The following is a 25,292-nucleotide window of genomic DNA, read 5'->3' as shown; positions in this document are numbered from 1 at the left end:
CCCCTCACCCTTCACTCCTCACCAATTTTCTCCGCTTCATCGATGAGCATCACCGGGATGTCATCGCGAATCGGATAGGCCAGACGGCAGGCGTCGCAAACCAGCGCCTGCCGGTCGTCGCGCAGTCGCACCGCCCCCTTGCATTGGGGGCAGGCGAGAATATCGAGCAGTTCCTGTTTGATGGGCATGGTTCTCTCCTTGGCCGTCAAGCGGTCGAGATAGGCGGTCAGCAACTCGGGGCGATCAAAAATCAATTCCAGCGGCACCTGATAGCAAGGAACGGTAAAATCATCGGCGCGCAGCTTGACTCCGTCCTTTTCCGTGGTCAGCAGAGCCTCGCCACCAGCGGCGTTGATCCGAGCCAGTTCAGCCTGATTGTACGTCACATGGTCGGGAAAAGCCAGGGTTTCACTCAAGATCAAATCCTTGGCGCGCAGATCGTGGAAAAAGGCCTCGGGATCGGCGATACCGGCGAAGGCGACCAGACGTTTGCCCCGCAGTTCGTCGAGGGAAAAGGATTGGCCGCCCAGCGCCGTCACCCGGTCGGCGAGACCATGGCGACTGGTCAGGACCGGCCCCGGCAGAACCAGCGTAGAAACTTCTTCAGCGGCCCGGGTCAGAATGAAGAGATCGCCCCGTTGCAACGCCTCGGGGAATTCGCGCAGCAAACCCGCCGGCAAAACCCGGCCATTACCCAGAGGGTGTTTCGCGTCGAGCAGAACGATATCGAGTTCGCGCCGTACCGCCCAATGCTGAAAACCATCATCAAGGATGATCATTTCGGCGCCGAGTTCCACGATAGCCGCCCGTACCCCTTGCGCGCGCCGGGGCGCAACCACCACGACCAGTTGCGGATTGCGGCGGGCAAGCAACACCGGTTCGTCGCCGGCAACCTCGGGGGAAAGGAGAAGTTGCCGTCCGTCGCTGACCACAGCAACCGCACCGGCGCCGCGACCGCCGTAGCCGCGACTGACCACCGCCACTTTCCGCCCCCGCGCCTGACAGTAACGGGCCACCCAGTCAACGGTGGGAGTCTTGCCAGTCCCGCCGACGGCGAGATTGCCAACAGAGATGACCGGAACGGGAAAATCGTAGGAACGCAGAAGACCGCGCCGATATAACGCGATCCGGACCCGCCCTGCCCAGCCGTAAAGCTCGCTCAAGGGCGAAAGGAAACGATAGAGAAGATGCTGCGCGGGAGTGCGCGGCCCTTGCGTCCAGACCGGACGATACCACTGAAGAAGCGTGCGCATCGATTCAGGGGACCAGACGGTCGATGACCGCCATCGTTTTGTCGGTGGCCCCGGCGTTGCGTTCAAGCAACCCAGCCCCGGCCCGGCCAATGGCCGTGCGCCGCGCTGCATCCGCCAGCAGTTGCCGGACCGCGCCCAGCAGCTCCAGCCGGTCGTCGACCATCAATCCCGCTCCCTCACTCAGCAGCAGGCTTGAAATCTCTTTGAAGTTATGCATGTAACTCCCGAAAACAACGGGCTTTTCCATAATCGAAGCTTCGAGGACGTTGTGCCCCCCCACCGGCACCAGACTGCCGCCGACGAAGACCAGATCGGCCAAAGCGTAAAAGGTAAGCATCTCGCCCAGGGTGTCGACCAGCAGAATCTCGCCGGGGGGAAAGGGGCTTCGCCTCTCCTCCAAAGCGCTGCGCAGACCAACGCCAAACCCCTGCCCGACAAGCATCTCCCGCACGGCCCGACAACGTTCGGGATGACGGGGAACGAGGATCAGAAAAAGCGGCTCCCCTGAAACCACCAGCTCCCGGTAGACCGAGACGATGATCTCCTCCTCGCCGGGGTGGGTACTCCCCGCCACCCAGACGACGGCACCCGGCGGCAGATGGAACGTATTCCACAACCGCTCCCGCTCGGCGCTGTCAACGGGGTGAACCTGCATGTCGAACTTGAGATTGCCGGTGACCAAAACCCGCTCCAAGCGGGCACCCATGGTGACGATCCGCTGCGCGTCGAGTTCGGTCTGCATGCAGAAGGCGTTGATCTGCTCAAGAATCGGTACGATCAGTCTGCGGGCAAGACAGTAGCGGGGGAAGGAGCGATCGGAGATCCGCCCGTTCACCAGAATCACCGGGATTCCCGCCCGGCTGGCGCCGTGGATAAAGTTGGGCCAAATTTCCGTTTCGACGATGATAACAGCATCGGGACGGACCTGGCGCAACACCCGATTGACCACCCAGGAGAGGTCGAAGGGGAAGAAGAGGCAGAGATCGACTTCGCGCAGATCCCGGGCGATCTGCCGGCCGGTTTCGGTGACGTTGGAAAGAACCAGCAGGTGTTCGGGGTAGAGGCTCTTAAGGCGCTTGAGCAGGGGGACCGCCGCCCGCGTCTCGCCGACGGAGACGGCATGCACCCAGAGCACCTTGCGCCCGGCGACCTGGGCGAGTTGCCCCGCCGTATAGAAGCCCAGGCGCTCGCGGATACCACGCCGCGCCTTGCCCCGACGCCATCCCCGATAAAGGTAGTAGGGAATCAGAACCGCCGCCGAAGCCAGCAGCACCAGATCATACAGCCGATACACCGTAATCCTCCAGACAGGCGCAAGCCCGGCGATGGTTGTCCTCCAGCGCCGCCTGCAGACGCAGACGGAACGCCTCGGGCTCCTCCCCTTTTTCGAAAAGAAGCGCCGGACCGAAGGCAAAGACTCCCCGACCAAAAGGATAAGGGAACAGAAACCGGTCCCAGGAGGCGAAACGGTGGCCGGAACTCGCGACAAAGGCCATGGGGATCACCGGCCGCCCGGAAATCCGCGCCAGTTGAACGACTCCTTCCTTGACCTGATGGCGCGGACCTTTCGGTCCGTCCGGAGTGAAGACCAGATCAAAGGGCTCTTTGGCCAGTTCCACCAGTTCACGGAAAGCCTGGCGGCCGCCGCGATTGGAGGAGCCACGCACCGCCCCCTGCCCGAACTGCTCCATGGTCCGGGCAATGAGTTCGCCGTCCTTAGAAGCACTGATGAGAATCCGTGCGCCGGGACCGCGATAGCCCTCGACCATGAGCAACAACTGGTCGTGCCAGAAGGCGAGAATCACCATTTCCCCTTTGTCCCAATAGGCTCGGGGATGTTCCTCGCCGATGAAGTTGACGCGCAGACTGCGCCGCAGCAGGCGAATGACGACCGCCGCCAGACGCGGCGCAACGTTAAGCAGCAGCCCATCGAGGACGGGTTTCAGATATTTTTCGCGCACGCTGGTCAAAGCTCAGGCGGCTCCTGAAACTGCATGTCGTAAAGACGTTTGTAAAGCCCGCCCTGACGCAGAAGATTACCGTGGGTGCCCACCTGTCGGATCTCGCCATCGGACATAACCACGATTTTGTCGGCATGCATGACCGTCGACAGGCGATGGGCGATGACGAAGGTCGTGCGGTTTTCCATCAGGTTGAGAAGCGCCTTCTGGACCATGGCTTCGCTCTCCGTATCGAGGGCGCTGGTTGCTTCGTCGAGAATCAGGATCGGCGCATCCTTGAGCAGGGCCCGAGCGATGCAGATCCGCTGCCGCTGGCCACCGGAAAGTCGCGCCCCGCGGTCGCCGATTTCCGTCCGGTAGCCGTCGGGGGTCTGGTCGATGAATTCCTCGGCAAAGGCAAGACGAGCGGCACGGGAAACTTCGGCATCGGAGGCTTCCGGCCGACCGTAGCGGATATTCTCGGCGATGGAGCGGTTGAAGAGAAAGGTTTCCTGATCGACATAGGCAATATTCGCCTTGAGGGATTTCTGGGAAATCCGTCGCAGATCGACCCCATCCACGAGAATCCGACCGGCACGGGGATCGTAGAAACGGGCCAGAAGCCCGACCAGGGTCGATTTCCCCGCGCCACTCGGGCCGACGATGGCGACCACCTCGCCAGGGGAGGCGGTGACGGAAAAATCCTTCAAGACCAACTCGTCGTCATAGGCGAAATCGACGTGCTCGAAGCTCACCTCGCCCCGGGCCCGGCCCAGATCGACGGCATCGGGGGCATCCTTGATTTCGACTTTTTCATCGAGGACGTCGAAGACCCGTTCCGCCGCACCGACCGCCCGCTGCACGTTGTTGTTGATCTTGGTGAGCTTTTTCAGGGGGCCGTACATCATGCCGATGGCCGCGACGAAGGAGAGGAGTTCCCCCTGGCTGGTCTCTCCGGAGAGGACCCGATGCAGCCCGTACCAGACGACGGCGGCGACGCCGAAGGCGGCGAGAATCTCGATCATCGGCGCCGAGGCCGAGTCGTATTTCAGGGCTTTGCGCATGAAGTGATAGAAACGGAGATTTTCATCGAAGAAGCGTTTTTCCTCGACCTTTTCGCTGCCGAAGGCCTTGATGACCTTGACCCCGGAAAAGCTCTCCTGCAAAACCCCGGTAAGATTGCCCATCGCCCCCTGGCTCTTGCGGGTATTGTCCTTGATCCGCCGGCCGATGACGGTAGCGGGGACGACGGAGAGGGGGAGCACGGAAAAGGCCAGAAGCGCCAGCCGCCAGTCTTGATAGAAAGCGAGGGCGGTCAGGCCGATGAGGGTCGAGCCCTCGCGGACGATTTCCACCAGCACATCGGCGGCGGAACGTTGCAGAATCCCCACATCGTTGAGCACGCAGGACATGAGGGAGCCGGTGGAGGAGCGGGAGTAAAAACCGAGGGACAACGAGAGCGAATGCTGGTAGAGGTCGTTGCGAATATCCTGCACCACCAGCAGGCCGGCGGTCTTGATGTAATATTCCTGCACATAGCGGGATCCCCCCTTGATCACCGCAAGACCGATGACGATAAAGGGCGCCAGGTTGACCAGGGCGTAGTCCCGGGCGCCAATCACCTGATCGATGAAGGGCTCCACCAGCTTGGCCAGGGCGACGTCCGAACCGGCGACGCCGAGGGAAGCGACCATCGCCAGGGCAATGCGCCAAACGTAGGGCCGGGAATAGCGCAGCAGCCGGCGATAGGATTGGTACTGGCGTTCCTTCACTTAGCTTCGCCCCCTGCGGATGATCCCCCGGCTCATCTCCGACGCCATCAACGCCACCCGGCCGGAACAGCCCGGCTCCCCCATCTTTTCCCGCACCCGGGAGAGCTGCTCACGCATGCGCGCCGCATACTCCTTGTCCCTGAGAATCCGCAGCAGTTCGCCGCCGAGCTTCTCCGGGGAAGCCTCCTGCTGAATGAACTCCCGCGCCACCCTCTCGCCGGCGACAATGTTGACCAGCCCAATGAAGGGAACTTTGACAAGGCGCCGGCCGATTTCATAGGTCAAAGGCGCCATCTTGTAGAGGATGGCAAGGGGCGTGCCGACCAGAGCGACCTGCAGGGTCACCGTGCCGGAGACGCAGAGGACCGCGTCGCAGGCGTTGGCCACGTCATAGATACTCTCCTCGACCAAGGTCACGGGCAGAGCCGAACCCGACAGGCACTCTTCGATGAGAACCCGCCCCAAGGAGGGCGCCACCGGCAGAAAAAAACGGGCGCCCGGCTCCTCGCGCAGCACCGCCTCGGCGGTGGCCAGCATGGCACCCAGATTGTAGCGCAGCTCGTTGCGGCGGCTGCCGGGAAAGAGTCCGAGCACCGGCCCCTCCCCCATCAACCCATGGGCGACGCGAAAATCTCCCCGCTCCTGGTGAACCTGAGCCTCTTCCAAAAGCGGATTGCCGACAAACTCGACCTCGATATCGAGTCCGCGATAGTAATCCGGTTCGAAGGGAAGAATCGACGCCAGGCGATCGACCACCCGGGCGATCTTCCTTACCCGCCCCCGCCGCCAGGCCCAGACCTGAGGGCTGATGTAATAGAGGACGGGAATTCCCGCCCGTTTCGCTTCGCGGGCCAGGCGCAGGTTAAAATCGGGGAAATCGATGCAGATCAGCACATCGGGACGATCAGCGCCGTGGAGAATGCTCTTGAGCCGCTGAAAGGCCCGATAGATCACCGGAAAATGCCCGATAACCTCGACCAGGCCCATCACCGAAATCGACTCGCCGGGGATCAGGATTTCGCACCCTGCCGCCTGCATCCGCGCCCCGCCGACCCCGAAAAAGGTCAGCTCGGGATCCATGGCGGCCGCCGCCCGGATGAGGCCGGCGCCGTGGAGATCCCCCGAAGCTTCACCGGTAACGATCAGGGCTTTGCGTTTCTTATCTCCGAAATACACGAAGTCACTTCACCACGTCGAGCAGGACATCGCAGACCCGGTGAATCGGCTCCGCGCTCAGCTCGGGATACATGGGTAGGGAAAGAACCTGTTCCGCGACCCGCTCGGCCACGGGAAAGGACTTACCTGCCCAGAGGTCGGCATAGACTTCCTGGCGATGGAGAGGGATGGGATAATAGACGGCGCAGGCGATGCCGGCGGCGGTCAGTGCCTGTTGCAGTTCGTCGCGGCGGGGGCTGAGGACGGTGTACTGATGGTAGACGTGCACCCCCTTGCCGTCCTCGGCGGGAGGAAGAATCGGACTCCCCTTGAGACGCTCGCTGTAAAGGTGGGCGTTACGGCGGCGCGCCCGGTTATAGTCGTCGAGATGAGGCAGCTTGGCGCGCAGCACGACCGCCTGCAACTCGTCGAGACGGCTGTTGTAACCGATGGTCGAGTGATGGTAACGCACCCGGCTGCCGTGATTGCGCAGAACCTGGACTTCCTGGGCGAGTTCGTCGCTGTCGGTGACGATCATGCCGCCGTCGCCGTAGCCGCCGAGATTCTTGCTCGGGAAGAAAGAGAAACAACCGAGATCGCCGTAGGCCCCCGATTTCTTGCCGCCGTACTCGGCGCCGAAGGACTGGGCGCTGTCCTCGATCAGCTTCAGAGAATATTTCTCACAGAGGGCGGCGATCGGCGCCAGGTCGGCGGGCTGACCAAAAAGATGCACCGGCACAATGGCGCGGGTCTTCTCGGTAATCGCCGCCTCAATGAGATGGACGTCGATGTTGAAGGTCGCCGGGTTGATATCGACGAAGACCGGCGTCCCCCCCACATAGGAGATCGCCTCGGCGGTGGCGATGAAGGTGAAGGGAGAGGTAATGACCTCGTCGCCGGGACCGATGCCGGCGGCGCGCAGGGCCAGATGCAGGGCATCGGTGCCGGAAGCGACGCCGATGGCGTGCCTGACGCCACAGTAAGCGGCGACTTCCTCCTCGAAGGCCTTGCCCCGGGGCCCAAGAATAAACTGGGTGGTTTCACAGACGTCGCGGAAGCCCGCCTCAATCTGCGCCTGCAACACATGGAACTGTCCTTTAAGGTCGACCATCGGTATGTTCATGAGTTCTTCCTTGGTTTCGGGTGACGTATAAAAACGAACAGCGAAGCCCATCGGTAGGAGCATCGCCGTCGCCTTCCTTCATACATTCGGATCCGTGCTCAGAGTCGGGTATTGATCTGCAGGGCGACCTCCAGGGCGCGCCTGCCATCCTCGCCGGAGACCACCGGTCGCCCGCCCGTCCTGACCACCTCGACAAAGGAGCGAACCTCTTCGAGGAGAGCGTCGCTCTGCTCAAAACTCTTCTGCTCCATGGTGATGTTGGGCAGACCGGGGATCATCGACTCGCCGGCGAGTTTACGGTAGATGGCGATCTTCCGTTCCTGGTAGTCGATGGAGATATAGGCGTCAGGCTGGAAAATCCGTACCTTGCGCATCGCTTCACGACTCACCCGGCTGGCGGTGACATTGGCGACGCAGCCGTTCTCGAACTGCAGACGGGCGTTGGCGATGTCGACCTCGGAGGAAAGCACGGGAACGCCGACGGAATTGACGGTCTTGATCGGGCAGCCGACAATGCTCAGAATAATGTCGATATCGTGGATCATCAGATCAAGGACCACGTTGACATCGGTCCCGCGCGGCTTGAAGGGCGCCAGGCGGTGGGATTCGATGAAACGGGGATTGTTGATCACTCCGCGCAGGGCGAGAATCGCCGGATTGAAGCGCTCCAGATGACCGACCTGGAAGATCAGATTCTTTTCTTGGGCCAAGGCGACCAGGCGATCGGCCTCCTCGACGGTACGGGTCACCGGCTTTTCCAGCAGGACATGACAGCCAGCTTCGAAAGCGTCGCGGGCCACGTCGAAATGGTACTGGGTCGGGACCACCACCGAGACCATATCGACCAGGGGCAGCACTTCGCGATGATCGGTGAAAGCCCGCGCCCCCACCTCGGCGGCAACTTCCGCCGCCCGCTCGGCACTGGCGTCGACCACACCGACCAGTTCCACATCGTCGAGCATGGCGAATTTCTGAGCGTGAAAACGCCCCAGATAACCGACCCCGATAACCGCCGCGCGCAATTTCCCCATGATGACTATCCCCTAACGGGCAACGCCCCGTTCGCTCTGCTTGATGAACTCGACGAAAACCGCGAGTTCCGGAATGCGCTCCAGTTCGGCATCGATGCGCGCCAAGGCTTCGTCGACCTTAAGTCCGGAACGGAAAACCAGACGATAGGCCTTTTTGATGATACGCAGCGTCTCCTCGGAAAAGCCCCGGCGTTTCAACCCAACCAGATTGAGCCCGACGGTCTTGGCCCGATCCCCCTGAACCATGGTGTAGGGAGCGACATCCTGGGCGACCATGGAGCCGCCGGCGACCATCACATGACAGCCGATGCGGGTGAACTGGTGGATTGCGCACAGCCCACTGAGAATGGCGAAGTCGTCGACGCGGACATGGCCGGCCAGGGTGGCGCCATTGGAGAGAATGACCCGGTTCCCCACATGGCAATCGTGAGCGACATGGGAATAGGCCAAGAAAAGGTTGTCGTTACCAATGGTCGTCTCAAAGCCCCCGTCCTCGGTACCGCAATGCAGGGTCACGAACTCGCGCACGGTATTCCGATCGCCGAGGCGCAAGCGGGTTTCCCCGCCGCGGAATTTGAGATCCTGAGGCGCAGCGCCAATCGAAGCAAACTGGAAGATGTGGTTATCCCGACCGATCTCAGTAAACCCTTCAATCACCACATGAGGGCCAATGACGGTTCCGGAGCCGATGACGACATGCTCGCCGATGATCGAATAAGGGTCGATGCTAACGCCTTCGGCAACGCGCGCTCCGGGATGAACAATAGCTGTGGGATGTATCATGACGATCCTGGGCGTGAGGAATAAATCGAAACGGCGAACCGGGGACGTGCCGGCTGCGATCGGAACAGCGGGCAGAAGTCCGCTAGCGGTCGGCGAAGGTCGCCTTCAGCTCCGCCTCGGCGACCAGCGTCCCCTCGACATAGGCCTTGCCGGAGAAACAGTAGATCCCGCGCCGGCAACTGACCTTTTCCAGTTCAAAGCGCAGGGTATCGCCGGGGACGACCGGCTTGCGGAACTTGGCGTTGTCGATCCCAACGAAATAGGTAACCTTATCCTCCCCGACCTCGCCGCTGACCAGGGATAAGAGTCCGCCGACCTGGGCCATCGCTTCGATGATCAGCACCCCCGGCATGATCGGATGCCCGGGGAAATGCCCTTGAAAGAAAGGTTCGTTGATGGTGACGTTCTTGATCCCGACAATCCGCTTGCCCGCTTCGACCTCAACGATCTTGTCGACCAGCAGAAAGGGATAGCGATGGGGCAAATGTTTCATGATTTCCACGGTATTCAGAACCATCGTCTTCAACTCTCCTTGATTTTATCCGTGAGCTCATCGAGCTGACGTTTAAGACGGCTGATTTCTCGCCGCATCTCCGGAAGCTTGGCAAAGACCATGGAAGCTTTCAGCCAGTCCTGATGGTCGATCGCCGGAGTACCGGAAATAACTTTATTGGACGGGACATGGCCGGTGACGGCGCCGCGCCCGCCGACGGTGACATGATCGCCGATCTTCAGATGCCCCACTGTCCCCGATTGCCCGCCGAAGGTACAGTGCCGACCGATCTCGGTACTGCCGGCGATGCCGACCTGGGAGACGATCACCGTATCCTCCCCCACCACCACGTTGTGGGCGATCTGCACCAAGTTGTCGATCTTCGCCCCCCGGCGGATGCGGGTGACACCCAAGGCGGCACGGTCAACGCAAGTGGCCGAGCCGATCTCCACATCGTCCTCGATTTCGACGATGCCGACCTGGGGAATCTTGAAATAGTGCTCGCCGTCGGGAGCGAAGCCGAAGCCGTCGGAACCGATGACGGCGGCGGGTTGCAGAATCACCCGTCGGCCGATGCGGCAGCCTTCGCGCACGATGACTCCGGCGTGGAGGGTGCAGTCGTCGCCGATCACGACATCGTCATAAAGGACGACCTGGGGATAAAGAATGGTGCCGGCACCGATCCGCACCCGTTCGCCGACCACGCACCCAGGATGAATCGTCACATCAGCGCCGAGCTGGGCACTCTCGGCGACCCGCGCCCCGGGGAGCACGCCCCGAGTCGCGGGTCGCCGGACCTGCAGATGGGTCAGGACCTTAGCGAAGGCCAGATAGGGATTGTCGCAGACGATCGCCGGCAGCGGGCCGGCATCAGCCCCGGGGAAGAGGATCACGGCCGAAGCCTGAGTTCCCCTGAGACCGCCGAGATGCTTCGGTGAAGCCACGAAGGTAATATCCCCGGGACGGGCGGCATTCAGGGGCGCCACCCGGATCACTTCAAGCTGTTCGTCGCCCACGACCTTGCCGCCGACCAGCGCGGCCAGTTCCTTCAGCGTTGCCAAAACAACCTCCCGCTAATTGCTGCCCTTCTTGTGCTGTTCGTCGTAGGCCTTGATCACCGCGTCGGTCAGATCGATCGCATCGTCCGCATAGAGCAGAGAGCTTTCCGATTTTTCCAGAATCACGGTATAGCCTTGGGCCTTGCCCATCTCGGCGATCAGTTTGAGAATCTTCTCAAGGATCTGGCGGGTGTAATCGGCATCGGAACGTTGCAGCTCTTCCTGGATATCCTTGGTGAAGCGCTGGAAGTCCTTCAGCTTCTGCTGGTAGTCCCGCTCTTTTTCAGAGCGCGCCTGCTCGGAAAGAAGAACCGCCTGTTTCTCCAGTTCGTCCTTGAGTTTCTGCAGTTCCGCTTTCTTCCCTTCGATGGTCCCCTCGTAATCCTTGACCTTTTTCGAAATCGTCTCCTTAGCGGCCTTGCCCGCCTGGGAGAAATTCAGGGCCTTCTGCAGATCGACGAAGCCGATCTTTCCTTCCGCCGCGAAAGCGGAAGTCGCCATTGCCAAAAAGCCGACCAGAACCAGCCCTACCAAACGTTTCATACCCAATCTCCTCGCCTTTTAATAGAATTTGCCGATTGAAAACTCGAATTCCGAGGTATCTTCGTAGTCCATGGGGTCGAGGTTATACCCCCACTCCAGGCGCAGCGGTCCCATCGGACTCATCCAGCGCAGCCCCGCGCCGACACTGTAACGCATTTCGGAAAAATATTCCTCATCTTCACCCCAGGCGTTGCCGCCGTCGAAGAACACCACCCCCTTGAGCCCCGCATCCTTGAGAATGGGAAAAAGATATTCGATGTTGAAAAAAGCCGCCTTTTCGCCGCCGGTATACTCGTCATTGGCCTGATCGTAAGGACCGACCTCACGGCTCTTGAAACCGCGCAGCGAATTCAAGCCACCGAGGTAGAAGCGTTCATCGACGGGGATCTCTTCGCCGCCAACTTGCGAAATGTAGCCGACCTGACCGTGCACGGAAAAGACCGTGCCCCAGAAAACCGGCCAAAAATGCCGGTAATCGGCGATGTATTTCACGAACTTCTCGTCGCCGCCAAGTCCGGCAAATTCGATGGAACCTTCCGCTACGTAACCGGTCGTCGGATCAAGATGGTAGTCGGTGGTATTGCGGGTAAAAGAGGAAAGCAGGGAGGAAATCAGAACCTCCCCTTTGGCCTCTTCGTCCTTGAGGGTCTGGGTCGCCGTATCGTCTACGTCGGAGATTTCCTTCTGTTCAAGACGGTAGACAAAGAAGGCGCGATTGTACTCTCCCACCGGAAAACCGAGCTTGAGCGCGCCGCCGGTCGCATCGCGGGTGAAGTCATTCCATTCGCGGTTGGTCCGATAAAGATCGAAACCCAGGGCCATATTCATGTCAAGGAAGTACGGGTCGAGCAGACCAACCTGATAGGTCGTGCTCCTGCCGCCAAAGGATCCGGCCAGATTGAGTTTCCAGGATTTCCCCAGGAAGTTGTCCTGGGAGATGGAGCCCTGGCCGATGACGCCGTCCACCGAAGAATAGCCGGCGCCGAGGCTGAAGGTTCCAGTCGGTCGTTCCTTGACGTCGACGTCGACCTCCATATGGGAATCGTCCGCCCCCTCCTTATTGGTGATGTTGACCTCCTCGAAGAAACCGAGATTGTTGACCCGCCGGCGACTTTCCTTGAGTTTGGCGGCGCTGTAGAGGTCGCCTTCGGTCACCTTCAACTCGCGACGGATAACCTTGTCGCGGGTTTTGGTGTTGCCGGCGATATTGATGCGGTCGATAGTGACTTGGGCGCCCTGCTCCACATCGTAAGCGATATCGATGAGCAGGCGTTCGCCGTCGACCTTGGTCACCGGCGTCACGTTGACGTAGGCGTAACCCTGGTCGGCATAGAGGTCGCTGATGGCGGAGACGCTCTCCCGCAGCAGTTTGCGGCTGAAAACCTCGTCCTCCTTGAGCAGGGAGAGGTTGAGGATATCCTTCTTGTCCTTGAGTAGATCACCGATGACATCGAGTTTGCCGACCATGAACTGGGGGCCTTCCTCGACTTCGATGAGGATATCCATGTAACGATTGTCCTCAGTGAGTTTGACGTGACGCTGACGCACCTTGACCCGCACGTGGCCTACATTGTAGTAGAGGTCGGCGACCCGTTCTAGGTCGTCCTTGAGGACATCTTCGTTGAACTTGCCGCGCCCGGTCATCCAAGAAAACAACCAGCGTTCCTTGGTCTCCATGGCCTTGCGCAGTTCCTTGTCGGTGAAGATGGTATTGCCTTCGAAACGGATGACATCGACAAGAACCTTGTCCCCTTCCTTGACGTCGAAGGTGACGATCGCTTCGTTGCGCTCGTTGATCTCGACCTGGGGAGTGATCGCCACGGCGTGATAGCCCTCTTCCTGATAGGCTTTCCGCAGGGCGTCGACGCTCTTGTCGACCTGCTCCGGATCGTAGATGTCCGGAGTTTTCACCACCACCAGGCCGCGCAGCTTGTCCACCTTGAATTCTTCGTTGCCGGCGAATTCCACCTTGCGCACCAGGGGACGTTCCACCACGCGATAGGTGAGCAGCACCGCGCCTTCCCGTTCATCGATCTCGGCGGTGACATCCCTGAAACGGCCCATGCCAAAAATCGCTCGCAGATCCCGGTCCACCGTCTCCGGATCATAGTCCGTGCCGGGCTTGGCCGAAAGCAGAGCACGAATTGCCGACTGTTCGACCCGGACGGCCCCCTCGATGCTCACCTCGCCGATGGTCGACGCGGACCAGGCCAGGGACGGCAGCAACAGCAGGATGGTCAGCAGTCGTAAAAGCATTCCACAGGTCTCCAGAGAAAGGACGTCAGTTTAAAAATCGCGATATTATAAGTTAATCCACGTCGTCGTGCAAACCAAAAACCCCAAGAGCGACGCGCCGCGGTCACGCCGCCAGACGCCCGTCGACCATGCGCAGAACGCGGTCGAGACGACCTGCCAGTCTTTCGCTGTGGGTCACCACGACCATGGTCAACTCCCGGCTCTGGTGAATCTCGTCGAGCAGTCGGTAGATTTCGGCGGAGGTGCCGCTGTCGAGATTCCCCGTCGGTTCGTCGGCGAGAAGCACCCGGGGGGACATGACCAGGGCGCGGGCGATGGCGACACGCTGCTGCTCCCCCCCGGAGAGCTGTCCCGGCTTGTGCTTGAGACGGTGGCCGAGACCGACCTCCCCAAGCAGTTTCGCCGCCATGGGAATCGCCTCGCGGAAACTCTTGCGCGCCACCAAGGCCGGCATCATGACGTTCTCCAGGGCGGTAAACTCAGGGAGGAGTTGATGGAACTGGAAGACGAAACCGACGGTACGGTTACGGAAAGCGTCAAGAGCCGCCCCCTTGAGGGCAAAAATATCCTCACCGTCGAAACGCACCGTCCCCGAAGTGGGGCGATCGAGGGCACCGAGGATGTGCATCAGGGTCGTCTTACCGGCCCCCGAGGTGCCGACCACGCCGACCCGTTCGCCCCGCTCGATGCGCAGGTCGATGCCGCGCAAGACGTCCACCCGACCGTCGCTGGTCCCGAAACTCTTGTTCAATCCTTGCGCTTCTATCACGTCAGTTCTCGCTCACTCGTAACGCAACGCCTCGGCGGGGTCCATGCGCGCCGCCCGCCAGGCGGGATAGATGGTGGCCAACAGGGAAATGCTCATGGCGACGACGATCACGGCGATAACGTCCTGGGAGTTGACGACCGAGGGGAAATGATCCATGCCGTAGACCGCCTGGTCGAAAATACGCAGGCCGAAAGTCCCTTCGATCCACTTGATGATGGGGTCGGCATTCTTCGCCAAAAGCAGACCAAGGCCGGTCCCCAGGGAGGTGCCGAGGGTGCCGATAATCAAGCCTTCGAGCACGAAGATCGCCATGATGCTCCGCGAAGTCGCGCCGACCGACCGCAAAATGGCGATATCCTTCTGCTTTTCCATGACAACCATGATCAGGGTGGTGGCGATGTTGAAGGCGGCAACAAGCACGATAATACCGAGGACGATGAACAGGCCGAGCTTCTCCAGCTTGAGGGCGGAAAGAAAAGAGCCGAAGAGATCCTCCCAGGAGCGAACCACATGGGGATAGGCGAAGACCCCGCGCAGTTCTTGGGCCACCGCCGTGGCGTGATCAAAGGAGTCGACCTCGATCTCGATGCCCGAGACCCGCTCCCCGGCATCGATCAGCAACTGCGCCTGGGGCAGGGCCATATAGGCGTAGTAGGTATCGAGAAAGCCGCCGCGCCGGCTGGTGATGGCCACCACCCGGAAGGGCTTCATCTTGGGAATCATACCGAAGGGGGTGATGGTAAACATGGGCGGGATAACGTTGATCACATCCCCGACGGCGACCCCGAGGGTAGCCGCCGTATCGATGCCGATGACCAGACCGGGAAGACCTTCCCCTTCGCTGAAGACCAGATCCTGCACATCCCGGGCATCGACGGTGAGAAAGGGCTGATCGAAAACCTTATTGCCCCGTTCCACCCCCTTGACGCTCACTGCCGCCACGTTGTTGCGAGAGAGCAGCATCGCTTCCTTGGAGACATAGGGGCGAGCCTCTTTGATGCACGGCGAGGCGACCAGCGCCTGCTCAATCAGTTGCCGGTAGCCGGAGAGCTCCTCGCCATGCTTCTGAACCAGAACGTGGGGAATGTTACCGAGAATCTGTTGACGGACGCCGTCGTGAAAACCGGTCATGACCGCGAGAACCAAGATCAGGGCCGCCACCCCAAGGGTCACGCCGGCGGTGGAAATGAAGGAGATGACCGAGATAAAGGTCTGCTTGCGCTTGGCCCGCAGGTAGCGCAGGCTGACAAACCACTCGTAACCCATGAAGACTTCCGTGAGGAGTAAGGGGTGTGGGGTGAAGCGCAGGAAAAAGGTTCACACCTCACCCCTCACGCCGCACCCCACACGGAATTATTTGCTTTCCGGACGCAGTTGGGGAAAGAGAATCACGTCGCGGATCGACGCTGAGTCGGTAAGCAGCATGACCAGCCGGTCGATGCCGATCCCCTCTCCGGCGGTGGGCGGCATGCCGTATTCGAGGGCGCGGATGTAGTCCTCGTCCATAGCGTGAGCCTCCTCGTCGCCGGCCTCCTTCTCGGCCAGCTGCTTGAGGAAGCGCTCCTTCTGATCGAGGGGATCGTTCAACTCGGAAAAGGCATTGGCCAACTCGCGACCGACGATAAAGAGTTCGAAGCGGTCGACCACCTCGGGGTTGGCCTCATTCTTCCGCGACAGCGGGGAAACCTCCGTGGGATATTCGGTGATAAAGGTCGGCTGCCAGAGCTTGGGCTCGGCCACCTCGTCGAAGAGTTCGGTGAGGAGTTTGCCGTAACCGATGTTTTTATCCAGCTCCAACCCCAAAGACTGGGCGTAAGCGTAGGCGCGGTCACGGTCTTCAAGAACGGCGGGATCGATCTGGCCGTACTTGATGATCGCTTCCTTGACCGTGAGCCGGTCCCAGGGAGGGGTCAGGTCAACGCTCTTGCCGCCGTAAGGAATAACCAGGTTGCCGCAGAGCTGTTGGGCAACGTGGCAAATCAGTTCCTCGGTGAAGTCCATCAGGTCGTGGTAGGTCGCGTAGGCCCGGTAGAATTCCATCATGGTGAATTCGGGGTTATGCTGTATGGAAATCCCCTCGTTGCGGAAGTTGCGGTTGATCTCGAAAACCCGCTCGAAGCCGCCGACCACCAGCCGCTTGAGATAGAGCTCCGGCGCGATGCGCAGAAAGAGATCCATCTTCAGGGTGTTGTGGTGGGTGACGAAGGGCTTGGCCGTCGCCCCACCGGCGATGGGCTGCATCATCGGCGTCTCGACTTCGAGAAAGTCGTGACGCATCATGAACTCGCGGATCAGACCAATGATCCGGCTGCGCTTGAGAAAGACCTCGCGCACGGCGGGATTGACGATCATATCGAGATAACGCTGGCGGTAACGGGTCTCCACGTCGGTCAGGCCGTGCCATTTTTCCGGCAGCACCTGCAACGATTTGCTCAGCAGACGCAGGGCGTCGGCACGCAGGGAGAGTTCGCCGGTCTTGGTCCGGAAGGGCGTACCGGAAAGACCGACGACATCACCGAGGTCAAGCTTACGAAAGAGCGCGAAGGCCTCTTCACCGATATTGTCTCGGCCGACGTAGACCTGCAGGCGCCCCTTGCGGTCCTGAAGCTGAATAAAAGCGGCCTTGCCGAAATCGCGCCGGGCCATAATCCGACCGGCGACGACGTAGCGCTCGTCGCAGCCTTCCAAGGCGGCGGCATCATCCTCTTCGTGGGCGCCGGCCACCTCTGCCGAAGTGTGCGTTACGGAAAAATCGTTGGCGTAGGGATTGATCCCGGCGCCGCGCAATTCCTCCAGCTTGGCCCGTCGCTGTACTAAAATATCGTTCAGATCTTCCATAATATCCATACCTTTCATCCCGACTTCACAAGCGGGCTACCTTATACTCCGCACCCCGCCAAGTCAAGGGCAATCCCGCCCACAAAAAGCGGCAACGACTATTTGCCGCTCAGCAGATAGGCTTCGATAAAAACGTCGATATCGCCGTCCAGGACAGCGTCGGTGTTACCCACTTCAAAGCCGGTGCGATGGTCCTTGACCAGGCGATAGGGGTGCAGCACATAGGAGCGGATCTGGCTGCCCCAGCCGATCTCCTTCTTCTCGCCGGAGATGGCCGCCGATTCCTCCTCCTTCTTGCGCACTTCCAGTTCATAGAGACGGGCCTTGAGCTGTTTCATCGCCACCGCCCGGTTCTTATGCTGGGAACGCTCGTTCTGACAGGCGACGACGATCCCCGTCGGCATATGGGTGATGCGAATCGCCGACTCGGTCTTGTTGACGTGCTGGCCACCGGCGCCACTGGCGCGGTAGGTGTCGACCTTAAGATCCTTCTCGTTGATCTCCACGTCAATGTCGTCCGACAGTTCGGGGAAGACGAAGACCGAGCAGAAGGAGGTATGCCGGCGGGCGTTAGCGTCGAAGGGGGATATGCGCACCAGCCGGTGAATGCCGTTTTCGGCACGCAGAAACCCGTAGGCGTAGTCCCCCTCGACGTTGAAAGTCACGCCCTTGACTCCCGCCTCGTCGCCGGGCTGGTAGTCGGTAATCTCGGTTTTGAAGCCCTTGCGCTCGCAGTAGCGCAGATACATGCGCAGCAGCATCTCGGCCCAGTCCTGAGCCTCGGTCCCGCCGGCCCCGGCGTTGATGCTGAAGATGGCGTTATTGGCGTCGTGTTCGCCGGAGAGCATGCGGGCGAATTCCATCCGGCCGATACGCTGTTCTAGGACCGGCAACAGCTCACGCACCTCGTCTCGGGTCGCCTCATCCTGCCCTTCCTCGCCCAGTTCGACGAGAACCTGCAGATCCTCCAGTTCCTGACGGGCCTGGCGGTAATCCCCAACAACTTTTTGCAGGGAATTCCGTTCCTTCAGGATGTCTTGGGTACGCTCGCCCTGATTCCAGAACTCGGGCTTGGCGATTTCCGCCTCCAGTTCGGCGACCCGCTCTGCCTTCACCTCGACGTCAAAGGTACCCCCTCAGCTCATTGAGCTTGTCCTGAAGAAGGGTCAAGGACTCTTTTTCATCACGAAACATGGACTGTTTTCTCCTTGAACGGATTACTGAAAAACAAATGGGCGGGGAGTATACCGGCTTCCCCGCCGCAGCTCAAGACCTCTTTGCGGGAAAACCCTCAGGGATAGCGGCGACGGGTGCGGATCAGCCAGAAAACAGCCAACGCACAAAAGAGAAGGGCCGGCAACTCGCCGATGCGTTGATAGAGGGTCGCCTCGCCGCCGAGAAGAACCTTCCCGCGTACCACCGCCGGGGCGAAGAGCTCGGAGCGAGCGACGATCCTGCCTTTCGGGTCGATGAGAGCGGAGATGCCGGTATTGGCCGCCCGCGCCAGCCACAGACGGTTCTCCACGGCGCGGAAGCGGGTCATGGCCAAATGCTGGTGGGGGGCGGAGGACCGGCCGAACCAGGCATCGTTGGTGATGTTCACCAGCAGGCCGCTGCCGCTGGCAGCGTAGTCCCGAGCCAGCTCGGGGAAGATTCCCTCAAAGCAGACGAGCACGCCGAGTTTGGCCGCCTCCAGCGGCAGAGGGTTGACCGTTCCCGGCGAGAAGTCGCCGATCCCTGTTACCAGCTTGTCGATAAAAGGGAGAAAGCGCCCGAGAGGAACGTACTCGCCAAAGGGGACGAGATGAACCTTGTCGCTGCGCCCGAGCACCACACCGGAAGGAGAAAGGAGAAAGGCGCTGTTCAGATAGCGATAAGAACCCATCCCCTTCTCGTAAGCGGGACTGCCGAAGAGCAGATGGCCGCCAATGGCACGGGACACCTCCGTTACCTGGGCGGAGAGCGGACCGGGCTCCTGAAAGTAGAACGGAGTGGCGCTCTCCGGCCAGACGATCAGATCAGGAGCACCGTCGGCAGTCGCTTCCCGGGACAGCTCCCGATAGATCTCGACGGTCTTCTGCTGATAGGCCGGATCCCACTTGACCGACTGGTCGATATTCCCTTGAATCAGCGCCACTTCCAGCGTCGGCGCCGTGGCGTCCTCGGGGAGGCCCAGACGCCAGAAGCCGTAGGCATGGGCGGCGATGATCAACAAAAGACCGATGGCCACGCCCGACCGGGAGAGGGGTTCCGAACCGCGCCGCGCCAGGGAACGCCAGAGCTGAAAGACCAGGACATTGGCGAAAACGATCAGAAAACTGAGGCCGTGGACACCGAACAGATCGACACTTTGCAGCAGCACTTCACGGTTCTGCTGGGAGTAGCCGAGGCTCGCCCAAGGGAAGCCGCTCAGCAGAAAGGAGCGCAGAAATTCGAGAGCGACCCAGACCACCGGCAGAGTCAGCAGGTAAGAACGGCCGAGTTGCTCGCGAAAGCGGCAGACCGCCCAGGTGGCGAGGCCGAAAAAAAGCGCCAGATAGGCCACCAGCAGGACATAGGCGACCAGGGAAAAGAACGGGTGCATGCGACCGTAGGTGGTCATGACGATGTTCAGCCAGTAGAGCACCAGGCCGAAGAAGGCACAACCGGCCACGAATCCGCTGCGAAAAGGATGGCGCTCCATCACGGTCAGCAACGGCACCAGACCAAACCAGGCCAACCAGGAAAAATCCGGACGCGGAAAGGCCAGCGCCAGCAGCAATCCCGAAAGCAGGGACAGGGCGGCGGTTTTCCCCGGTGACGTAAGCTTCATCAGGAAGCGTCTTCCTCCTGGGTCTCCGCCTCGGCGCGAAACACCCGCACCTTGCGGATCTTGCGGCCATCGCATTCCACTACGGTCATGCGCAGCACGCCGTCGCGAATCTCCTCGTTGACCTGGGGAACATGGCCGAAAAGATTGAAGAGGTAGCCGCCGACGGTATCGAACTTCTCCCGGGGAATGTCGATGTCGAAATAATCCTCCAGTTCCTCGATGTTGAGACGCCCGTCAACCAAAACCACGCCGGGAGCTTCTTCCACCAGTTCATCCTCTTCGAGATCGTACTCATCCTGGATGTCGCCGACGATCTCCTCAATCAGATCCTCGATGGTGATCAGCCCCGAGGTACCGCCGTATTCATCGATAGCGATGGCCATATGCACCCGCTGGGTGCGGAATTCCTGCAGCAGCTCTTCGATCTGTTTGGTTTCCGGGACGAAATAGGGGGTACGCATGATCTGCTCGATGCGGAAATCCTCGTCCCGGCAACCCCAGAGACGAAGCAGATCCTTGGCGTAGATGATGCCGACGATGCGGTCGGCGGTCCCCTCGTAGATGGGCAGACGGGAATGTCCCGAAGAAATGATCGCCGCCAGCAGTTCGCCGAGGCTGGTGGTCATACTGCAGCAGACCATGTCGATGCGTGAAACCATGACCTCACGTACGATCGTTTCACCGAACTCGAAGATCGAGTGGAGCATCTCCCCCTCGTCCTCATTGATGATCCCCTCTTCCTCCGACTCCTCGATCAACTCCTGTAAGTCCTTCTCGGTCATGACCCGGCGCCGGCCACCCAGCAGGCGTGCAAGCCCTCCAAACCATGAAGTCCGTCTGTCACTCGTACTGTCGTCGTCCAAAAATCCGTTCCTCCCTGGATGAAATCGACTTGGAAACGCGGCGCTTCTTTCGGCCGAACAGGCGCGAGACCCGCCGGCTGCCGCACAGATTCTCCTACATCAAGATATAGACCAAAAGTGTCACCGCCACCCCGAGGACGCCGCCGGCCACCACCTCGCCGGCACTGTGGATGCCCAGCAACAACCGGCTGTGGCTGACCATGACCGCCAACGCCAGGGTCAGCAAGGAGAGGAGTGCGCCGACCCCGGAAAGGATAATGGCACTGGCGATGGCGAAGGAAATCGCCGCGTGGCCGCTCGGCAGGCCGCCGTGCAGCGGCGTGCCCCGCCCGAAAAGGGCCTTGAGAAGGACGACGAGGATGGTCGCCACCAGCACCGAAACGACCGGGAATTCCCCCGGCGGTCGACCCAACTGGTCGAGCTGCCCGCCCAACGCCGGAAGAATGTAGCGGGAGAGGGCGAAAAAACCCATCACCACCGCGCCGATGCTCGCCACCAGCACCGCCCCGGCGGCCACATCCTTGGCCTGTTTGGCCAGGGGATGGTAGCCGGGAGAAACCAGGTCGACCACCACCTCCAAAGCGGTGTTGACCAGTTCGGCAAAAAGCACCAAGGTGACGGCGAAGGCCAGCAGGATGAATTCAAGGGCCGACAGGCCCAAGAAATGAGCGAAGAGCAGCACCGCAAGCGCCGCCAGGAAATGCCAGCGCATGTGCCGCTGGGTGCGCGCGGTCCAGAGAATTCCCTCGATGGCGCAGTTGACGCTTTGCAGCCAGTTGGTGGGCTTGATGGGCTCGCGCGGGGACTCGCTCATGGCGAAAGGAATTCCTCACGCAAGAGGGCGAAAATTTCCCGCTCCCGCGCTTCCATGCGTTCGGCCTCCTCGGCGCCGCTGCGTTCATGATCATAGCCGAGCAGATGGAGGACGCCGTGCAAAAGTAGAAAGACCAGTTCGTGCTCGTAGGGGATACCGGCGTCAGCGGCATCCCGGGCCGCCGTTTCGGCGGAGATCACCACGTCGCCGAGCATCTCCGGAAAGAGTTCACCCCCCTCCCCTTCACGCATGGCGAAGGAGATGACGTTGGTCGGTTTGTCCCGTTGCAGGTAGTCGCGATTGATGATGCGAATATCAGCATCGTCGACGACCAGGATCGACAGCTCGGCCTCAGGACATCCCGAGACGCTTAAGATCTTCCGTGCCACTTTTCGCAGGAACAGTTTCCTTACCTTTTGCTTCCTTTGCCGATTCTCGATCTGAATCTTCACCGTTCTTCCTCTTGGCGGCATCCTTGTCCCGCTCTTTGTAGGCCGGTTCCGGATAGTCGATGCGATGGTGGAAAATTCCCGCCAGAATGCGGTTGAAGCTTCTGGCGATGCGATGCAAGTCCTTGAGGGTCAGTTCGCACTCGTCGAGCTGACCGTCGATGAAGATGTTGTTGATGATCTTCTGCACCATCCCCTGAATCCGCGCCGGGGTCGGATCAGAGAGGGTGCGGCTGGCCGCCTCGACGGCGTCGGCGAGCATGATCAGGGCCGCCTCGCGGGTCTGCGGCTTGGGTCCGGGATAGCGGTAGTCGCGCTCGTCGACCGCGGGCATTCCCGGCTCTTCCTTGCTCTTGGCCTTGTCGTAGAAGAACTTCATCAGCGCCGTGCCGTGATGCTGGCGGATGATGTCGATGATCGGCGCGCCGAGCTTGTTCTCCCGGGCCATTTCCACCGCGTCCTTGACATGGGACATGAGAATCAGCGCGCTCATCGAAGGAGCCAACTTGTCGTGCCGGTTCTCCTGACCGTTCATGTTCTCGACGAAATAAAGCGGCTTGCGGATCTTGCCGATGTCGTGGTAGTACGCCGCCACCCGCGCCAACAGGGGATTGGCGTTGATCGATTCGGCAGCGGCCTCGACCAGGTTGCCGACAATCACCGAATGATGGTAGGTGCCGGGCGCCTGGATCATCAGTTCGCGCAGTATCGGCGTGTTCATGTTGGCCAGTTCGAGCAGCTTGATGTCGGTCGTGTACTCGAAAAGATGCTCCACCAGCGGGATGGTGCCGGTGACGAGGATCGCGCAGAGAAAGCCTCCAGCCAGGCCGAACCCGATCTTGTAGAGAAGCTGCACATCGAAGGCCTGGCCGCTGATCAGATAGAGGCCGACAATCATCAGCATGTTCACTAGCGACAGATGAAAGCCGGCCCGGTAGAGGGTCGTACGCTGCTTGCAGTGCCGGACCCAGTGGGCAGAGGTCACGCTCCCGGCGAGGGCGTAGACACTGATATAGAGGCTGTAACCGAAGAGCGCCCCGAGCAGCAAGGACGAGAGGATGGCGAAAACAAAGGCGACCTCGGAGTTGAGGACGATGCGCGCCAGCATCGCTCCGAAGGCAAAGGGAAGCACGTAGTAATAGCTGTTCGAGTCGATGTAGGGAAAGGCGCTCTCCAGCGCCGAAGAAACGAAAATCCCAAACTTGACCAGAACGAAAAGGACGATGAAATTCACCACCAGAAAGAGCAGGTCGCGATTGTCCGGAGCGTACTTGCGGATATTGACCCGGGCAAAGCGGTGGGTGGCGAAAAAGAGCACGACAATCGACAGGAAGAAGCCGATACCTGCGACCAGGGTATTGGAATGACTGCCGAGTTCGCTGATCCCACGGAGTTTCCTGATCTGCTCCTCGGTGACCCGCTCGCCTTCGCGGACAATCATCTCCCCCTTCTTGACCTGGAAAAGAACCGGCTTGACCTCCTCGCGGGCCTGCTGCTTGCGGGCTTCGGTCTCGTTCTTGTTGAACGTCAGATTGGGGCTGACCAGCTTCACCGCCAGCGTCTGGATCAGTCGCCGCTGGGCACGGCTCAGGTCGAGGGGGCGCAGCTCCTCGCGCAGACGGTCCTGGGCGTTGCCCACACCAATGACCTCCTGGGCCTGCTGCAAGAGGATCTCCTGACGGGAGTGGAGATCGCGCATGAGAATCCCGTGTTTGGCTTCCCCCTGAAAGAGTTGCAGGTTGCCGACAATGCGCCCCTCAAGGGCGCTGATCACCGCCTGGCGGATAGGAGCCAAATCGAGGGGGGCCGCGGTTTCCCGGGCGGCTGCTTCAGCCGTGAAAGCCTTAAGGGAATCCCGATCCTCCGCGGTCAGCTCGACTTCCAGAAAATTTTCCAGATCATCGCCCAAAGTCGCGGTCATTTCCGGATCGACGGCCGCCTGCTCGACAAGTTGCAGCCCCTGCGCCAACGTTTCGGCAGCCGCCTGCCCAGCCCGGGAATCGTAATCGTAGAGGGGCAGCACCGCACCTTCCGCCTCGACCCGCTTGCTCTCGGTGAGCACCAGATCGGGAATGAGGAGTTCGCGGGGCGACTTGACGTCCCGGGTGGCGATATCCCCCGGAGAGTAATGATCGGGAATAAATCCGCCCTTAGGAACGATGATCACGGTCAGAAAGAGCGCAAGAAAAGCCAGCATCAGATAACGCTGGGCCCGCTCCTGCCGCCAGAAGGATTTCTCGACGATCTTGCTCTTGCGACTAGAACTGTCGGATTTGCTGTCGTTTTTATTCATGAGGGAGAAATGCCCGAGGATGGCGCGACACACTCGCCGGCGGCGGGCCGGCGGCGCTCGTAGGCCTGGATGATGGTCTGCACGATGGGGTGCCGGACCACGTCGCGATCGCTGAAATAGTTGAAGACGATCCCCTCGACGCCGCGCAGCACCTCGGTCGCCTCCACCAACCCGGAACGGCGACCGGTCGGCAGATCGATCTGGGTGACGTCGCCGGTGATCACCGCCCGGCTGCCGAAACCGAGACGGGTGAGGCACATCTTCATCTGTTCGGTGGTCGTATTCTGCGCCTCGTCAAGGATAACGAAGGCGTCGTTGAGGGTGCGACCGCGCATGAAGGCCAGGGGGGCCACTTCGACCACCCCGTTGGCGATCAGGGCTTGGCCCTTGTCGAAATCCATCATATCGTAGAGCGCGTCGTAAAGGGGGCGCAGATAGGGATTGACCTTTTCCGCCAGATCGCCGGGAAGAAAGCCGAGTTTTTCGCCCGCCTCCACCGCCGGACGCACCAGCACGATACGGCTGACTTCCTTCTTGACCAGGAAAGAGACGGCCATGGCCATGGCCAGATAGGTCTTGCCCGTCCCCGCCGGTCCAATGCCGAAGACGACGTCGTGTTTGCGGATGGCGTCAACATAAGCCTTCTGCGCCAGGCTCTTGGGGGCAATGACCTTTTTGCGGGTGGAGACGAAGATGGTATCGAGGAAGATGTCCCGCAGATGGGCACGGGAATCGGCGGAAAGGATGCGCGAGGCGTAATCGAGATCGGCGGGCGACACCATATATCCCGCCTTGAGCAGGCCATGAACCTCTTCGAAGAGGCGCCGGGCCAGACGCACCTGGGCATCCTCCCCCTCGATGGTCAACTCGCTCCCGCGGGAACCGACACGCACCCCGAGCATCCGCTCGACGAGTTTGAGATTGCGGTTCTGCTGACCAAAGAGCAGATTGGCCAGCGAGGTGTCTTCAGCCTGAAAATTGTCGCGCATGCGCTCCCGAATCAGCCTTGCCAGGATACCGGAATACCTGGGAATAAGTGCAGACTTT

22 protein-coding genes are annotated in these 25,292 nt (G+C 60.6%); all 22 read right to left on the bottom strand.

The genetic code is table 11. From position 1 onward, the window contains the following. Positions 1 to 11: 11 nt before the first annotated feature. The 22 genes from lpxK to RBR25_RS06460 all read right to left on the bottom strand — a co-directional run bounded on the left by lpxK (position 12) and on the right by RBR25_RS06460 (position 25,234). Positions 12 to 1,253, bottom strand: a complete 1,242-nt coding sequence (gene lpxK, locus RBR25_RS06565) for a tetraacyldisaccharide 4'-kinase (protein WP_432818744.1) — start codon at positions 1,251 to 1,253, stop codon at positions 12 to 14. Between the two features lie 4 nt (positions 1,254 to 1,257). Continuing rightward, positions 1,258 to 2,547: a 3-deoxy-D-manno-octulosonic acid transferase gene (locus tag RBR25_RS06560; protein ID WP_432818743.1), complete on the bottom strand. Its 1,290-nt coding sequence runs from the start codon at positions 2,545 to 2,547 to the stop codon at positions 1,258 to 1,260. Continuing rightward, positions 2,531 to 3,214, bottom strand: a complete 684-nt coding sequence (locus tag RBR25_RS06555) for a lysophospholipid acyltransferase family protein (protein WP_432818758.1) — start codon at positions 3,212 to 3,214, stop codon at positions 2,531 to 2,533. Before RBR25_RS06555 ends, RBR25_RS06560 begins: the two co-directional genes overlap by 17 nt. Before the next feature lie 5 nt (positions 3,215 to 3,219). Then, a complete protein-coding gene (gene msbA / locus RBR25_RS06550; protein ID WP_432818742.1) occupies positions 3,220 to 4,965 on the bottom strand; it encodes a lipid A export permease/ATP-binding protein MsbA in 1,746 nt (581 codons plus the stop codon). Next, entirely contained in the window at positions 4,966 to 6,141 is a 1,176-nt protein-coding gene (lpxB, locus tag RBR25_RS06545) for a lipid-A-disaccharide synthase (RefSeq protein ID WP_432818741.1), read from the bottom strand. Positions 6,142 to 6,145: 4 nt separating this feature from the next. Continuing rightward, a complete protein-coding gene (locus RBR25_RS06540; RefSeq protein WP_432818740.1) occupies positions 6,146 to 7,243 on the bottom strand; it encodes a DegT/DnrJ/EryC1/StrS family aminotransferase in 1,098 nt (365 codons plus the stop codon). Positions 7,244 to 7,341: 98 nt separating this feature from the next. Beyond that, positions 7,342 to 8,274 (bottom strand): Gfo/Idh/MocA family protein, encoded by a 933-nt coding sequence (locus RBR25_RS06535; RefSeq protein WP_432818739.1) that lies wholly within the window; start codon positions 8,272 to 8,274, stop codon positions 7,342 to 7,344. Between the two features lie 12 nt (positions 8,275 to 8,286). Further along, the gene (gene lpxA, locus RBR25_RS06530) at positions 8,287 to 9,057 is read right to left on the bottom strand and encodes an acyl-ACP--UDP-N-acetylglucosamine O-acyltransferase (RefSeq protein ID WP_432818738.1); all 771 of its coding nucleotides are present in this window, start codon (positions 9,055 to 9,057) and stop codon (positions 8,287 to 8,289) included. A gap of 82 nt (positions 9,058 to 9,139) precedes the next feature. Then, positions 9,140 to 9,574: a 3-hydroxyacyl-ACP dehydratase FabZ gene (gene fabZ, locus RBR25_RS06525; protein ID WP_432818737.1), complete on the bottom strand. Its 435-nt coding sequence runs from the start codon at positions 9,572 to 9,574 to the stop codon at positions 9,140 to 9,142. Positions 9,575 to 9,579: 5 nt separating this feature from the next. Continuing rightward, positions 9,580 to 10,611 (bottom strand): UDP-3-O-(3-hydroxymyristoyl)glucosamine N-acyltransferase, encoded by a 1,032-nt coding sequence (gene lpxD, locus RBR25_RS06520; protein WP_432818736.1) that lies wholly within the window; start codon positions 10,609 to 10,611, stop codon positions 9,580 to 9,582. Between the two features lie 12 nt (positions 10,612 to 10,623). Then, positions 10,624 to 11,151 (bottom strand): OmpH family outer membrane protein, encoded by a 528-nt coding sequence (locus tag RBR25_RS06515; RefSeq protein ID WP_432818735.1) that lies wholly within the window; start codon positions 11,149 to 11,151, stop codon positions 10,624 to 10,626. A gap of 18 nt (positions 11,152 to 11,169) precedes the next feature. Continuing rightward, positions 11,170 to 13,407 carry an outer membrane protein assembly factor BamA gene (gene bamA / locus RBR25_RS06510; protein ID WP_432818734.1) on the bottom strand — a complete coding sequence of 746 codons (2,238 nt, stop codon included), beginning with the start codon at positions 13,405 to 13,407 and terminating at the stop codon, positions 11,170 to 11,172. 103 nt (positions 13,408 to 13,510) lie between these two features. Then, positions 13,511 to 14,176, bottom strand: coding sequence for an ABC transporter ATP-binding protein (locus RBR25_RS06505; RefSeq protein WP_432818733.1), 666 nt, complete (start codon positions 14,174 to 14,176; stop codon positions 13,511 to 13,513). Between the two features lie 12 nt (positions 14,177 to 14,188). Next, positions 14,189 to 15,442 (bottom strand): lipoprotein-releasing ABC transporter permease subunit, encoded by a 1,254-nt coding sequence (locus RBR25_RS06500; RefSeq protein ID WP_432818732.1) that lies wholly within the window; start codon positions 15,440 to 15,442, stop codon positions 14,189 to 14,191. An 87-nt stretch (positions 15,443 to 15,529) separates the two neighbouring features. Then, on the bottom strand, positions 15,530 to 17,014 hold the full coding sequence (lysS, locus tag RBR25_RS06495; RefSeq protein ID WP_432818757.1) for a lysine--tRNA ligase: 1,485 nt from the start codon (positions 17,012 to 17,014) through the stop codon (positions 15,530 to 15,532). A 98-nt stretch (positions 17,015 to 17,112) separates the two neighbouring features. Further along, positions 17,113 to 18,208 (bottom strand): peptide chain release factor 2 gene (gene prfB, locus RBR25_RS06490; RefSeq protein ID WP_432818731.1). Its coding sequence is split into 2 segments (ribosomal slippage): positions 17,113 to 18,138 and positions 18,140 to 18,208, totalling 1,095 coding nucleotides; the frame shifts between segments, so codons are not numbered across the junction. A 97-nt stretch (positions 18,209 to 18,305) separates the two neighbouring features. Beyond that, on the bottom strand, positions 18,306 to 19,826 hold the full coding sequence (lnt, locus tag RBR25_RS06485) for an apolipoprotein N-acyltransferase (RefSeq protein ID WP_432818730.1): 1,521 nt from the start codon (positions 19,824 to 19,826) through the stop codon (positions 18,306 to 18,308). Then, a complete protein-coding gene (locus RBR25_RS06480) occupies positions 19,826 to 20,608 on the bottom strand; it encodes a hemolysin family protein (RefSeq protein WP_432818729.1) in 783 nt (260 codons plus the stop codon). The genes lnt and RBR25_RS06480 overlap by 1 nt, the downstream gene beginning before the upstream one ends. Positions 20,609 to 20,783: 175 nt before the next feature. Further along, positions 20,784 to 21,503: a diacylglycerol kinase gene (locus RBR25_RS06475; RefSeq protein WP_432818728.1), complete on the bottom strand. Its 720-nt coding sequence runs from the start codon at positions 21,501 to 21,503 to the stop codon at positions 20,784 to 20,786. After that, positions 21,500 to 21,892 (bottom strand): rRNA maturation RNase YbeY, encoded by a 393-nt coding sequence (gene ybeY / locus RBR25_RS06470; RefSeq protein WP_432818727.1) that lies wholly within the window; start codon positions 21,890 to 21,892, stop codon positions 21,500 to 21,502. The genes RBR25_RS06475 and ybeY overlap by 4 nt, the downstream gene beginning before the upstream one ends. Further along, the gene (locus RBR25_RS06465) at positions 21,855 to 24,245 is read right to left on the bottom strand and encodes an HD family phosphohydrolase (RefSeq protein ID WP_432818726.1); all 2,391 of its coding nucleotides are present in this window, start codon (positions 24,243 to 24,245) and stop codon (positions 21,855 to 21,857) included. Before RBR25_RS06465 ends, ybeY begins: the two co-directional genes overlap by 38 nt. After that, positions 24,242 to 25,234, bottom strand: coding sequence for a PhoH family protein (locus tag RBR25_RS06460; protein WP_432818725.1), 993 nt, complete (start codon positions 25,232 to 25,234; stop codon positions 24,242 to 24,244). The genes RBR25_RS06465 and RBR25_RS06460 overlap by 4 nt, the downstream gene beginning before the upstream one ends. Positions 25,235 to 25,292 lie beyond the last annotated feature (58 nt).

Source organism: Trichloromonas sp. (assembly GCF_034006665.1).
Taxonomy (GTDB): domain Bacteria; phylum Desulfobacterota; class Desulfuromonadia; order Desulfuromonadales; family Trichloromonadaceae; genus Trichloromonas.
The sequence above is the reverse complement of the archived record's forward strand: the minus strand, read 5'-3'. Positions and strand labels throughout refer to the sequence as shown.

What these genes read in the sequence shown, in the direction of transcription:
- bamA (WP_432818734.1), bottom strand. Translation starts at nt 13,407, where the DNA reads ATGCTTTTACGACTGCTGACCATCCTGCTGTTGCTGCCGTCCCTGGCC.
- RBR25_RS06535 (WP_432818739.1), bottom strand. Translation starts at nt 8,274, where the DNA reads ATGGGGAAATTGCGCGCGGCGGTTATCGGGGTCGGTTATCTGGGGCGT.
- RBR25_RS06465 (WP_432818726.1), bottom strand. Translation starts at nt 24,245, where the DNA reads ATGAATAAAAACGACAGCAAATCCGACAGTTCTAGTCGCAAGAGCAAG.
- fabZ (WP_432818737.1), bottom strand. Translation starts at nt 9,574, where the DNA reads ATGGTTCTGAATACCGTGGAAATCATGAAACATTTGCCCCATCGCTAT.
- RBR25_RS06475 (WP_432818728.1), bottom strand. Translation starts at nt 21,503, where the DNA reads ATGAGCGAGTCCCCGCGCGAGCCCATCAAGCCCACCAACTGGCTGCAA.
- RBR25_RS06480 (WP_432818729.1), bottom strand. Translation starts at nt 20,608, where the DNA reads ATGACCGAGAAGGACTTACAGGAGTTGATCGAGGAGTCGGAGGAAGAG.
- lpxK (WP_432818744.1), bottom strand. Translation starts at nt 1,253, where the DNA reads ATGCGCACGCTTCTTCAGTGGTATCGTCCGGTCTGGACGCAAGGGCCG.
- lpxA (WP_432818738.1), bottom strand. Translation starts at nt 9,057, where the DNA reads ATGATACATCCCACAGCTATTGTTCATCCCGGAGCGCGCGTTGCCGAA.
- lnt (WP_432818730.1), bottom strand. Translation starts at nt 19,826, where the DNA reads ATGAAGCTTACGTCACCGGGGAAAACCGCCGCCCTGTCCCTGCTTTCG.
- RBR25_RS06500 (WP_432818732.1), bottom strand. Translation starts at nt 15,442, where the DNA reads ATGGGTTACGAGTGGTTTGTCAGCCTGCGCTACCTGCGGGCCAAGCGC.
- RBR25_RS06515 (WP_432818735.1), bottom strand. Translation starts at nt 11,151, where the DNA reads ATGAAACGTTTGGTAGGGCTGGTTCTGGTCGGCTTTTTGGCAATGGCG.
- lysS (WP_432818757.1), bottom strand. Translation starts at nt 17,014, where the DNA reads ATGGAAGATCTGAACGATATTTTAGTACAGCGACGGGCCAAGCTGGAG.
- RBR25_RS06460 (WP_432818725.1), bottom strand. Translation starts at nt 25,234, where the DNA reads ATGCGCGACAATTTTCAGGCTGAAGACACCTCGCTGGCCAATCTGCTC.
- RBR25_RS06540 (WP_432818740.1), bottom strand. Translation starts at nt 7,243, where the DNA reads ATGAACATACCGATGGTCGACCTTAAAGGACAGTTCCATGTGTTGCAG.